Consider the following 12786-nt stretch of genomic DNA (forward strand, 5'->3'; position numbering starts at 1 on the left):
TTTATTTGGTTTAATAATATATCATATAATCAATATAAACAAGTGTAAAGCTAAGGATTTCAGTACATTTTAAACTCATCATACTTATTTTCATAATTCTCAAATACGTAATCTACCATTTTTACGTTAGATCGCATTGGTCCTATTTTAAGCTCCTTTATGAATCCTAAAATGAGGTACTCTTCGCCTTCTACCTCAACTTCTACTTCGCCATTAAATAAATTTTTTGCGTAGCCGGTAAGCTCGTATTCGGAGGCTTTCTTATAGCAAAAATATCTGTATCCAACTCCCTGAACAAAACCTTTCACTATAATTTTCGCCTTCCGCATGGTATTATTTTAAAAGTATCATCTTTTTTATAGCTGTGAACGTCTCATCCGAACCAACAGTTGTGTTTTCTGCTTCCAATCTATAAAAATAAACACCTGAAGCTAGTGAAGAGCCGTCGAATTCCACAACATATGATCCTTCTCTTTGCTTTTGATTAACTAGCCGTGATACCAATCTTCCGGTAATGTCATACACATTTAGTTGTACATTCGATACATTTCCTAATTCATATGTAATCGTTGTACCAGGATTAAATGGGTTAGGGTAGTTCTGGGCAAGAGTATATGTGATCGGAACATTATGCGTATTGCCGGATTGTTCCTTCAATATATAATTGTCTGGGTCGAAATCCAATGTCAGGGGTTTGCCTTCAATAGTGAAATTGAATATCTGATCTTGAGCATTATTGAAAATTCTGACAGTTGTATCGCCCAATGAAGTATTTATCTTCATGTCGATCGGCATTGTGAAAAACTGGGGAAGTGTATTCACAGATTGCTTTACTTCTACTGAAACCTGATATGTATTACCCTGGATCAGATCGTAATACCAGTCCACAACATACCTGGGATAATTTTCTCCGTACAGCCATTCATCAAAGAAATATGATAGGTTTGTACCGCTTACAGTTTCTGCCACATGTTGGAAATCCCTTATTGTTGCCGAACCGTAAGCTAGTGAAGTATCAGACATGTAAGCTTTAAGAGTTCTAAAAAAATTCTCATCACCCATAACACCTCTCAGCATATGAATAACAACCCCGCCCTTCGCATATGTTCTGTCTCCATCGAATATCTCATCAATAGAATTAATATTCTGCACATATATTGTCCCCACTGCATCCTTTGCTCGCGACATATTCGACTTTATCACGTCATAATATGCTTCCTTTCCGGCGGTTGCTTCCTGGTATAGCGCTTCTCCGTAAACAGCAAATCCTTCATTGACCCAAATATCCTCCCATTTAGCACAGGTTATTTTATCACCGAACCATTGGTGAGTAAGTTCATGTACGATAATACCGTCAAAAAACGCTCCCATTGAGGAAATTGTTTGGTGTTCCATTCCGGCTAGCACACCAAATTCAGCATGTCCATATTTTTCCTTTAAAAAAGGATAAGGACCGAAATATCCTGACATGATATCTATCATACTAGGTGTCTGGTCGAGAAGGCTTTTGATCGAATTTAGATTTTGAGGGTAGATGTAATTTATAACAAGCATCGACTCACTAGGGGAATAATGGTAATATGTTTCGTAGATCGAGTAGTCTGCTATGGCGAGGGAAATAAGATACGGTGCTATTGGATATCTGGATCTCCATTTGTATGTTTTAGTGCCATCTCCGTTATTTATTGTCTCGGTCAGATCACCGTTAGAAACTCCCGTCAAATTATCGGCGACGGTGATCCATACATCGGATGAATCTGCCTTATCAGACGGATTGTCTTTATTTGGAAACCATGTCTTTGCTCCATAGGGTTCACTCAATGTCCATATCGCGGGTACACCCTGGTTTTCGCCGAATTCAAAACTTCCAAGTCCCGTAATATCCGGTAAACCATGATATGTGATAACAACGCTAATATTATCATTTTTATTTGCAGTTTGATCAAGAGTGATATGGAGTTCGTCGTCGGATTGTGAAAAAGTCAGCGAAGTTCCATTAGAAATAACTGAATCCACAACCATATTGTCTTCGAAATCGAGGAAGAATGTATTTAAACCGTTTTGTAAGCTGGTTGCGTTTACGGTTACTATACCGTTTAAAAAATCCGGCGTTGTTGTGACCTTCAGAACGAGTTTATAATAGGTAACGTCAATGGTTGAGTCACCGGGGTAATCTCCAGTGAAACTATTTTGCGATTTGAACTCTTTTTTTCTTGAATTAGAGCATAATATTGACGCATCTTGCTGTGAGAAGAGATTTGATGCACAGCAAAGTAACAAGATGATATATAAAACAAGGCTCTTTGACATGATTTGGATTTAAACCTTATATTATAACAATAAAATAAGCAATATGAGTTTACAATGTCACCTTACTTTTTTTGATATACCCATAAAATTCCGATACAGCCATTCCCGTCAGCATCAATATTGCGCCTATTATCTGGTCCAATTCAAGGCTCTCGTTGATTATTAAATATGCCGAGAAAACCGCAAATACAACCTCCATACTATATATAATGCCCGCTTTTACAGGCGTGGTATACCTCTGGTAATTATTAATTATTAGCCAGCCAAGTAAAGTACAAACGACGGAAATATATAGTATGGAAAAGACCGAAGTAGTATTTATCTCAAAGAAGTATGTCTTAGTTATAATGACTTCCACCAGAGTCATCGAAAGAAATCCCGCTATTGTCATTACCAGGAACTGCCCAAGCACTAACGCGCGATAATCAGCTTTCTTTTCATTTAGGAATTTATCCAGGTAAACTATGTGTACGGTGAAAAAAACCGCGCAGATCAGCGTTAGAAAGTCACCAATATTAAAATTTGCTTCTTTTATCTGTGTCAAAAAGAATAACCCGATCATTACCATGATCACACCAACTATATTTTCCTTTTTAGGTGCCTTCTTGATTATGAGATATTGCGCAAAGGGAAGTAGTACAACATATGTTCCGGTTATGAATGCTGATTTTTGCGATGTTGTTATGGATAACCCTATTGTCTGGGTTATAAACCCTCCGAAAACAAATCCGCCAAGAATAAGTCCGTACTTTAGATCGGTGAACTTTATCTTTGTAAATATCTTTGGATAAAGAATTAAGAAGAGTAAAAGTGTAATTGCAAACCGGTAAAATACTACCGCTTCCGGTGAGCAATACTGAAGCAGGATCTTTATAATAGGAAAAGAGATACCCCAGTTTATAGAAACAAAAAGCAAAAGGAACTCAGCCTTTATCTTTATTTTACCGGATTCATCCAATTATTAAAACCCGAACTTCGCTTTATATATGATTGCAAACGAAATAATAAACCAGAGAAGGGAGTTTATGATTATGGAAACATCTTTTGTAACGATCTGTGTAGGGCTTTCCCCGAGATTTTTTTGGTGAATTAGATACATATAGCGGAATATGCCATAAATTACAAACGGCGTAGTGTAAATTAAATTATCCGAGTGAAATGTCTCGACCGTTTTCTCTGATACGGTATAAAGAGCATATGAAATAATTGTGCCTGTTGCAGCAATTGTGTTCATCTGATCCGTAAATGCTATCGAATACTGCTCCAACACCTTTCTTTGCTTTGGAATATTTTCCTGGTCCGACTGAGATAATTCGGCTCTTCTTTTTGAAATGCCCAAAAATAGTGAAATGAATATAGTTGTTAATATCATCCAGCTGGATAGAGGAACTGATATGGCAAATGCTCCTGCTGCTACTCTTAACATAAATCCAAAGGAGATAAAGAATACATCCAGCAGTACAATATTTTTAACAAAATATGTATAAAGGATGTTGATCAGAAAATATATAGAGATTGCAATATTGAACTTCAGATTCATGAACGAACAGATAAATACCGTTATTGCAAGAAGAATTATAAACACCACCCTTGCTTCAGAAATTGAAACGTCACCGGAAGCAATCGGTCGGAACCGTTTTCTCTTATGAGCACGGTCTGCTTCAACGTCGGATATATCATTAATTATATAAACACAGCTCGAGATCAGACAGAATGCAATAAATGCTTCGATGTTTGTGAGAAGCACTCTGGGATCCATTAGTAAACCGGAGAAAAGAATGGATGCAAAGATAAATAGATTTTTGATCCATTGTTTAGGTCTGAGAAGCTGTATTATTTTAAGGATTTTCAATATTATTTCGTATAGTGGAATTTATAAACTTTCATCTCTTCTCCACCGCAAATAGTATTATCCTCTAATATTGCGGACCTTATGTATTCAAAATTCTCTTTGTATGCATCAATGAATCCCTGAAACCAGTGATCGTATATTATAACATAACTTACATTATTGTTTTTTAAAAGATAATAAGTTGAATCCAGATTATCTTCCCATCTGTATGTTCTGTATCTAAGTATCTGAGGAGTCACTAAACCTGCCATATCGACGATCTTATTATTGGAAATGAAAGTGATTGCGCCGATATCATTTAAAGCTATTGTTTCATTTGGACCGACATTCTCTTTTACCCAATTGGCTAATTCTACCTGCTGGTCGTTAATATTCTGTGTATTCATGCCTATTGCTCTCGCAAAGATAAAATAGTAAAACACTGAGAAGCATAACACTATCACGAGCGCTGTTCTTCGGCTTAAGAATTCCTTTATCTTGATATCTTTTACCTTATCGCGTATTGAGAATAGCATATATAATGCTATCAGATTTATGAATGGCAGCAATGGCATCATATATCTGCCGTGATGTCTGTAATTCGGAATTAGGAATGCGCTTACGATAGGTAATAATATTACCCAGAGAAAGATCAGGTTTAAAATTCGGAGCTGTCCAAAATATTGCTTCCTGAAATTCACAATATAAAATACCCCCCCGGCTAGATAGAGCAATGTTGTAGCTATATTATCCGAGAGCAAGAATTCAAGAGTCTTTAGTATATATGTTTTATTTGGCAGTAGGTGAATCGTTCCACCCTGTCCTCTAAATGTTGTCGGAAGAAAGCTCTCACTGGTAAAATGCGAAAATATGAAATATGGTGTAGTGACTAAAATAAAGATAACTGTACCTGCTCCTATTGGGATAATTATTTTTCTGAAATTCTTCTCTTTGAGTGAAATTATCACTACGTCTATCACATAAAGCCCAAAAAGAAGGAAACCCTCCGGTCGGCTTACTGTTGCAAGTGCAAATAAAATTCCCGGTAGTAGGGTAAATCGCTTCTGTTCGAGATTAATTATGTGAGCATATATACCTGCAATCGTCAAAAATGTGAACATAGTTGTTTCCATACCCGATAATCCGGCCCATGCGAACCTACCGGTCAGTATCGTAATTAGAACAACCATCAATGATATGAATTTCGCGCTCTCTTTTGTTGATTCATTTCTCCCGAATATTTCAAGTGATATTTTGTAAATAAAAATACACGAAAGCATATGAAACAGAGCGGAAAGGAAAACAGAGTTAAATATATAATTCGAAGTTATAAAGCTGAATCCGGCAAGTATAACCACCCACAGTGGAGACGTACTCCCCGCTACGGGCTGTCCTATATTGAATTGGAATAAATATCCTTTGGCGAAGTTTTCGGCATAACGGAAATGTATCCAGCTGTCATCGAGCGGAACACCCATCTTTCCCCCAGTGAAGAAATATTCGGACACTAAATAAAAAGCGTACGTAAATACGCACGCTCCTATAATATATAGATAATTTTTGTCTCTCAATTTAAAAGACAGCTTGTTCTTCGTATATTCCGAATGGTTCTTTGAGTTCAGTACACATTTCCTCTAGTGTTACATACTTTCTTGCGCATTCTAATACTCTAGGCATCAGGTTCGTTCCGTCTTCGGCAGACTTTCTTAGTTCTTTGAGGGCATTTGTTACGTCTTCCTGATTCCTCGATGCTTTTAGATCCTTTACTCTCTTTATCTGCTTATCTTCAACTTCTTTTGAAATATATAAGATCGGGATCTCGATCTTTTCATCTTCTTCAACAAATTCATTTACACCAACAACTATCTTTTCCTTCTTATCTAGTTCTTGCTGATATCTGTATGCGGCATCTGCTATTTCTCTCTGAAAGAAACCGTTCTCTATACATGCAATTACACCACCCTGCTGGTCTATAAGTTCGAAATATTTTTCGGCTTCTGCTTCCATATCATCGGTCAGCTTTTCTACATAGTAGCTTCCACCCAGCGGATCAGCAACGTTTACTACTCCATGTTCATATGCCAGAATTTGCTGTGTTCTTAATGCTATCTTTACGGCTTTGTCAGACGGCAATGCCAGCGTTTCATCCATTGAATTTGTGTGCAAGCTCTGTGTACCGCCAAGGACGCCAGCTAATGCTTCGATCGCTGTTCTTACAATATTGTTCTCCGGTTGCTGAGCAGTGAGTGAACACCCTGCAGTTTGAGTATGGAATCTCAATTTCCATGACTTTTCATCCTTCGCGCCGTATTTATTCTTCATTCTCTTCGCAAATATCCTTCTTGCAGCCCGGAATTTTGCTATTTCTTCAAAGAAGTCAAGGTGTGAATTAAAGAAGTATGATATTCTTGGTGCAAATGCGTCCACGTCCATTCCTCTTTCGATACATGCTTCTATATATGCAAACCCGTCTGCCAATGTAAAAGCAAGCTCCTGCGCTGCGGTTGAACCTGCTTCACGGATATGGTATCCGCTTACGCTGACCGGGTTGAATTGCGGCACTTCATTTGTGCAATACTCTATCATATCGACGATAATCCGCATAGACTCTCTCGGAGGATAGATAAACTCTTTTTGAGCTATATACTCTTTTAGAATATCATTCTGAAGTGTTCCTCTCAATTTATCAAAGGGTACTCCTTGCTTTTCCGCAACTGCCAGGTAATATGCAAAGATCATTATGGCAGGGGAGTTTATAGTCATCGAGGTGGAAACTTTATCTAAAGGAATACCGGAAAAAAGTATCTCCATATCTTCAAGTGAAGAGATCGAGACTCCGCATATTCCTACTTCACCCTCTGAAAGAGGAGAATCGGCGTCCCAGCCCATTAGCGTCGGCAGGTCAAATGCCGTCGACAGCCCTGTTTGCCCGTGCTTGAGCAGGTATTTAAATCTCTCATTCGTATCCTCGGGTGAACCAAAACCCGCAAACTGCCTCATTGTCCATATTTTACCCCTGTACATATTGTGGTGGATACCTCTGGTATAAGGATATTCACCCGGGTAACCTATTTCATTGTAATATTTTTCCTGGTTCACATCTTCAGGGGTATATGCGATATCCAGTTCTCTACCGCTCAAAGACGTGAATTTCATTCCATTAGTCTTAGCCTTCTCTGCTTCTTCCTTCCATTCTTGCTTCGATGTGCTTTTTTTCGGTTCTATGGGCTTATTGTTATCGGGCATATTATATTATTAATTTCGTGAATTTTAACGATTCGAATATAGATTATTTAATTCGTAAATTAAATTCAGAAATTTTCCTTGAAGATAAGGGGATGAAACTTACGATTTTCATCCCCTTTGCATTTTAAGAAATGTTTTCTCATCTCTTATGTGGTAGGCTCTACTTCAAAAATAAATAAGGTATACTAATCAATCAAAGAATCTTTGTAACCTCGGTTGCGCATATTTTTCCCTTAATTTTTTCAAAAGAATTTATTATCTACTGTATTAATAATATTTATAGCAATATCTTTTCGGAGATAAGTTGCACTAACTAATTAACTTACCACAAAATGAGAGATATAAAAGCATTAACAATTTTAAAAAGCTTTTCAAATAAAGAAAGAAAGGATTTTGCTTCATTCCTTGCTTGCCACGCATTTGTTTCACGAACTAAACCAAAACAGCTATATGGGATTCTCCTCCAGGATTATCCGGATTTGAACGAATCTGATTTGGATAAAGTAAAGCTATATAAAGAGCTTTTTCCTGTTGAATATAAAAGTAATGGCTATAATGCATCTTCTTTGCGCCATTGTTTCCACGAACTCCAGCGGGCTGCTGAAAAATTCCTTGTGTTTATGAAAATAGAAAATGATGAAGTTCATTATGATGAGGTGCTGAGGAGGGAATTCCGTGATCGCCATCTGGATAAATTATATATGAAAGCACTCGATGAATCAGATAAGAAATTTGCGAAAGTGAATGAACTAAGTAGTGAATATTTTTTAGCTAAATATAAACTAATACTTGAAAGGATTAACTTTGAGAGTATGTATGAGGATTTCACTATTAGGAAAAGTAAAACAGTTGGTATCGATAACATAGAAAGGGCAGTAAAGTGCTTGGGCTATTTTTTCATGATGGAGATGTTTTATCACGAAGGAGCATGCTTAATGTATTCGAACCGCTATGGATATAAATTTGAAGATAGTTATGTAAGAAAATTCTGTGATAAGATTAATTTTGAGGATTTATTTGCCCTTTTAAAAGCTCATGTCTCTAATGAAAGTGAATCAATTCTATTCAAAATTTATGTTGATATAATAGAACTTTACAAAGTAAAAAATCCCAAAAGAAATAAGGATAAATATATAGGGATAAAAAAATATCTACTCAAGAATATAGAATGTGTTGGGACAAACGAAAGATTTGAGTTTTTTGGGAAGCTAATACGATATTTGCAATATTGCTTCGACTTTGAAGAAATTCATAACATATTTAAAATAATAATTGAAAATGGTTACTATAAACATACAGAAGGTACTTATTTCCAGGCAGATTATTATTTACTTATAATTAGTCATGCAATGACACAAGATAAGCTTGGATGGCTCGAAAAATTTCTGGTAGATTTTAAACCTTTACTTCAGCCTGAATTGCAAGATGTCTCTTTTAATTTTGGAATGGCAAGATTAGAGTTTGAAAGAGGAAGCTATGTAAAATCCTTAATCTATTTGAATAAGATAAATGTAGATTATTTCGATTATGCCTTTCATATAAAGGTTTTATACATAAAAATTTTTTATGAAATGAATTATTTACATGAGGTGCTTAGTTTAATTGCATCAGTCAATAAATATATTTTAGACAGTAAAAAAGTAACAAATACTAATAAAGCAGTTATTAGAAGATTTATGAACTTTACCAAAATTCTTGTGAAAATAAAAGAAACGCAATCAGTCGAGGGATTATCGGATCTAAAAGATAAAATTAAATCTGTTATTGTTAGAGAAAAACCTTGGCTTCTTGAAAAGATCTCCGAACTGGAGTTAAAAAAGCGGGTTAAGAGCTAAGATTTAACCCGCTTCGGTTATCTAAAAGAGTCTGTCTCACTTCCCCATATACCAGGTATGCCAAATCAATTACCTGAACAAAACTAGTCATTCACATGTATATGAATCAAAGAAACTTACTTATTGTATTTATGGCTTTTTCTTCGAGAAACCTCTTAACAAGATTGATTATTTGTTGAAATATTAATATTTTACTCATGAAGATAACCCGTTTAAGTTGCATATTTTTCTTGTAAATACTTGTAAATGAAGCAGACTGCAGCCCTAAAACTACTCAATTCATTCACACCTTCCGAACAAAAAGAGTTTAAGCTATTCCTTGCTTCGCCAGCTTTTGTTTCACGGACAAAATTAAAACAGCTCTATGAGATACTGCTCCGAGATTACCCCGAGATGGATGAATCTGCATTCGATAAGAAAAAAATATATAAAAAGCTTTTTCCCGATGAATACAAAGCTTCTGGTTTAAATTCCGCCACACTGCGTCATAATTTCTATGGACTCCAACTCGCCGCGGAGAAATTTCTTGTAATGAAAAATGTGCAGTCCGACGATGTTCTTTATAATAGGATTTTAAGGAGGGAGCTCAGGAACAGGCATCTTGATAAACTCTACATTCGCGCGCTCGAAGTCTCCGACAAGGAATTTGAGGATGACAACCAACTTTCCAGCGAGTACTTCCTGAATATATATGATCTGCTTCTTGAAAAGAAGAATTTCGAAAGCATGTATAGCGACTTTCTTATTAAACGCAACCGGAAGGTTGGCATCGAGGAGATCGATGAAATTGCAAAATACCTGACATACTTTTTTATACTTGAGCTCATGTATCTGAATGATGGTGCTGATAAATATGCCAAACGCTTCGATAACTCGTATGAGCATAGTTTCATCAATAAACTTCTTCAAAAGATAGACATAACCGGGTTTATTTCTTTCCTCAAAAACGAATCCGATCCTGGGTCTGCCGGCAAGCTCTTCGATATATACGACAGGTTCTTCAGACTTTTCGAAAAAGCTGATACAAAAAATTACAAAGATCTTAAAAAATATGTACTCGGCAATATCGATCTCCTCGGAACCAACACTCGCTCACACATCTTCTTCCAGTTCGTAAAATACTGCTCCATAAATTCCATGGATAGCCGGAACGATAAGGAATTTCCTGGCGAACTCTTTAACATCCTTAGGATAATGGCGGACAATGGCTACTATGAGCATACGGAAGGCACGTACTTCCAGATAGACTTTTACAGGATATTGTTTTTAATGGGATGTGATGAAGGTGAAATCGACTGGACCGAGATCTTCCTCAAAAAATTCGCTCCGAAGCTTCCGCCCGAATTCCGCGAGACGGCATTTAATTGCGGAATGGCATATGTGAAGTTCGCTCACGGGAAATATGACTCCGCCCTCGAAAGCCTCTCTAAAATGAAAGATGAGTATTTCAATCTCGAGATAGATAAAAAGATACTCCTGATAAAGATCTTCTACGAAACGGGATCCTACGAACAGGCGATATCACTCATAAACTCCATGCAACGGTATATAGATGAAAGTAAAAAAGTCTCGCACACCCTGAAAGAAAAGATAAACAACTTTTTAAAACTCACCCTGAAGCTCATAAAATTATCTGGCAAAGTGAGCTCCAGGGGAGATTATGTTGATCTCAAATATGAGATCGAAGTAGAGAATAAACTCCGCGCCAAAAAATGGCTCATGGAGAAAGTTGGGTGAGTTATTCTACATATACGTTCAAAGTAGCTTTAGCACCATTTCTGTCTATTGTATGGATTCCATTTAAGTAGTTTTGAACTGATAGAGATGAGAAATGGAAATCTTGGATTACATCATCGTCATTATTTTTTAAGGATGTAATTACGCTGCTAAAAAATAGATCGAAACCAGTCTTTAGAAGGAGTGTAGCAGGATTAGATAATGAAGTAAACTCAAGAGCTTTATCGATTAGGTCGTTAATCTTCTCTTTTTGAGCAGTCTCTTCTAAGATTTCACCTAGTTTTCTATATCCATCGTCATCATCCATAATCGCAACATGAAGAGAGAGTAAACCCTTTGGATCCTTAGGGCCATAAAGTGTTAATCCATTACCAAGCAATGGAAGATCCATATTGTCTTCAATATTATTAAAAATAGGGGAAACCGATATGTTAATTTTATCAGTCATATTTCTAGCAATGTTTTTAAAAATGGATGACTTTTTATCGGGAAACAAACTATTAATATCTTGTCCATCACCTGCAAGGTCAACTGAAAGGCAAACAACATAAACTTGTGCTTTGCCATCTATAATTGGCCAGACACCTGTTTCTTGATTGTCTTTAATGAAACAATTTGGAATTGTAACTGTGACTTTTTTTTCAACTTGTTCAGTTACTGACTCTGTAATTCCTAAGGATGGCAAAAAATTTTCATTTTTTTGCAGATTCTTAAGTATTTTTTCTACACTTAGATTTTTAAGAATAGATGCCATGATAATTTTATTTTAAAAGTTTATGGTAAAATTTTATATTTTGTTTGATTCCCAAAATTCTTTTAGAGCATATTCCTCTCCATTAAACTTATCCCTGTCGCAATTTCCACTGATACCATCAACTTTATGTGGTTCAGGTCCATTTCCATCGCCAGTGTACTGCCATAAAGTCCATTTATCCCATATATTCTTTGGCCAGTTTGGATTATTATCCCAATCAATAAGCCATAGCCAACATTTTTTGAAAATTGAATTATTGGTTATCTGACTGTGTAAAAAAGTTCCTGAGTAAATACCAGGATAGAGATTAAATCTTTCATGAATTGCTTCAATGAAATCCTCTCCTTGTTTCTTATGAATAGTATCGTATGGTTTGGGATCATTACGCTCAAAATCCAGTGCAATTATTGTATCGTTATTGTTATCAATATGATTTAAAAAATGATCAGCTTGATTCTTACCATTTTTATCCGTTCCAAAATGATATGCTCCCCATAGTAACCCGTTTTCAAGCGCTTCTTTTTTTCTTTCCCTATACTTGTCGTCTACAAATGAAATACCTTGGGTTGCTTTATGAATTACTCCTATGATTCCTGCTTCTTTTACTTTTTCAAAATTAATACGTTCATTATGATGAGAAATGTCAATTACTCTATTTATCATTTTTCTTTTTTAATTTTGTAAAAATTTTCCCTTTACTCCTCCATCTCATATATTTCTACAAGGACGCCGTCCTTATAGACGTACACATATGTTATTCCGTCGATCGTTACATACTCATAGATCACACCATTTCCATCTGTGATGTCGGTTACAGATGAGGTACTGCCTGGAGTCGCTCCGCTTACATTACCCGGCGACAGAGTTCCGAAGCTCAATACAAATAGGGCGCAAATAAAAAGTAATAGTGATCTCATTTTTCTCTCCTTTTTTAAATTTTGAAGATTAATGAGAAATTATTCCTAATTGCTCAAGAGTGCAAAGAAGCTTGGAAGATTATGTTGCAGGATTTTGTGAAGTAGTGGGTAACTAAATATTGATTTTTTCTAAAGAAATGAATATATTACAAGCTT

11 protein-coding genes are annotated in these 12786 nt (G+C 36.1%); 2 read left to right on the plus strand and 9 right to left on the minus strand.

The genetic code is table 11. The annotated features are described in order from the left end of the window. Positions 1-59: 59 nt before the first annotated feature. The 6 genes from H6614_04660 to H6614_04685 form a co-directional block, all read right to left on the minus strand. Complete coding sequence (locus H6614_04660; protein MCB9242941.1) at positions 60-329, minus strand: acylphosphatase; 270 nt, start codon at positions 327-329, stop codon at positions 60-62. 4 nt (positions 330-333) lie between these two features. Further along, on the minus strand, positions 334-2310 hold the full coding sequence (locus tag H6614_04665) for a T9SS type A sorting domain-containing protein (protein ID MCB9242942.1): 1977 nt from the start codon (positions 2308-2310) through the stop codon (positions 334-336). Positions 2311-2359: 49 nt separating this feature from the next. Then, positions 2360-3268 carry a DMT family transporter gene (locus tag H6614_04670; GenBank protein MCB9242943.1) on the minus strand — a complete coding sequence of 303 codons (909 nt, stop codon included), beginning with the start codon at positions 3266-3268 and terminating at the stop codon, positions 2360-2362. Positions 3269-3271: 3 nt separating this feature from the next. After that, on the minus strand, positions 3272-4162 hold the full coding sequence (locus H6614_04675; GenBank protein MCB9242944.1) for a decaprenyl-phosphate phosphoribosyltransferase: 891 nt from the start codon (positions 4160-4162) through the stop codon (positions 3272-3274). 2 nt (positions 4163-4164) lie between these two features. Beyond that, positions 4165-5649, minus strand: coding sequence for a glycosyltransferase family 39 protein (locus tag H6614_04680; GenBank protein ID MCB9242945.1), 1485 nt, complete (start codon positions 5647-5649; stop codon positions 4165-4167). A 64-nt stretch (positions 5650-5713) separates the two neighbouring features. Then, entirely contained in the window at positions 5714-7387 is a 1674-nt protein-coding gene (locus tag H6614_04685; protein MCB9242946.1) for a methylmalonyl-CoA mutase family protein, read from the minus strand. Between the two features lie 332 nt (positions 7388-7719). Between H6614_04685 and H6614_04690 the strand changes: the two genes are divergently transcribed. Together H6614_04690 and H6614_04695 are read left to right on the plus strand one after the other, a co-directional pair. Then, positions 7720-9222, plus strand: coding sequence for a hypothetical protein (locus H6614_04690; GenBank protein ID MCB9242947.1), 1503 nt, complete (start codon positions 7720-7722; stop codon positions 9220-9222). A 246-nt stretch (positions 9223-9468) separates the two neighbouring features. Then, a complete protein-coding gene (locus tag H6614_04695; protein MCB9242948.1) occupies positions 9469-10959 on the plus strand; it encodes a hypothetical protein in 1491 nt (496 codons plus the stop codon). Between the two features lies 1 nt (position 10960). Here the strand turns inward: H6614_04695 and H6614_04700 are convergent, their stop codons facing one another. Genes H6614_04700 through H6614_04710 form a run of 3 tightly spaced genes read right to left on the minus strand, consistent with a single transcriptional unit; the run spans position 10961 to position 12630 of the window. Continuing rightward, positions 10961-11713: a hypothetical protein gene (locus H6614_04700; protein MCB9242949.1), complete on the minus strand. Its 753-nt coding sequence runs from the start codon at positions 11711-11713 to the stop codon at positions 10961-10963. A gap of 33 nt (positions 11714-11746) precedes the next feature. After that, the gene (locus tag H6614_04705; GenBank protein MCB9242950.1) at positions 11747-12376 is read right to left on the minus strand and encodes a glycoside hydrolase family 25 protein; all 630 of its coding nucleotides are present in this window, start codon (positions 12374-12376) and stop codon (positions 11747-11749) included. A gap of 32 nt (positions 12377-12408) precedes the next feature. Beyond that, the gene (locus tag H6614_04710; GenBank protein ID MCB9242951.1) at positions 12409-12630 is read right to left on the minus strand and encodes a hypothetical protein; all 222 of its coding nucleotides are present in this window, start codon (positions 12628-12630) and stop codon (positions 12409-12411) included. Between the last annotated feature and the right edge of the window lie 156 nt (positions 12631-12786).

The organism is Ignavibacteriales bacterium (assembly GCA_020635255.1).
Lineage (GTDB): Bacteria > Bacteroidota > Ignavibacteria > Tepidaquicellales > Tepidaquicellaceae > JAEYVS01.

Bases quoted from the DNA above. Each gene is read 5' to 3' on its own strand.
- H6614_04660 (MCB9242941.1), bottom strand. From the start codon at position 329: ATGCGGAAGGCGAAAATTATAGTGAAAGGTTTTGTTCAGGGAGTTGGA.
- H6614_04665 (MCB9242942.1), bottom strand. From the start codon at position 2,310: ATGTCAAAGAGCCTTGTTTTATATATCATCTTGTTACTTTGCTGTGCA.
- H6614_04685 (MCB9242946.1), bottom strand. From the start codon at position 7,387: ATGCCCGATAACAATAAGCCCATAGAACCGAAAAAAAGCACATCGAAG.
- H6614_04690 (MCB9242947.1), top strand. From the start codon at position 7,720: ATGAGAGATATAAAAGCATTAACAATTTTAAAAAGCTTTTCAAATAAA.
- H6614_04695 (MCB9242948.1), top strand. From the start codon at position 9,469: ATGAAGCAGACTGCAGCCCTAAAACTACTCAATTCATTCACACCTTCC.
- H6614_04700 (MCB9242949.1), bottom strand. From the start codon at position 11,713: ATGGCATCTATTCTTAAAAATCTAAGTGTAGAAAAAATACTTAAGAAT.
- H6614_04705 (MCB9242950.1), bottom strand. From the start codon at position 12,376: ATGATAAATAGAGTAATTGACATTTCTCATCATAATGAACGTATTAAT.
- H6614_04710 (MCB9242951.1), bottom strand. From the start codon at position 12,630: ATGAGATCACTATTACTTTTTATTTGCGCCCTATTTGTATTGAGCTTC.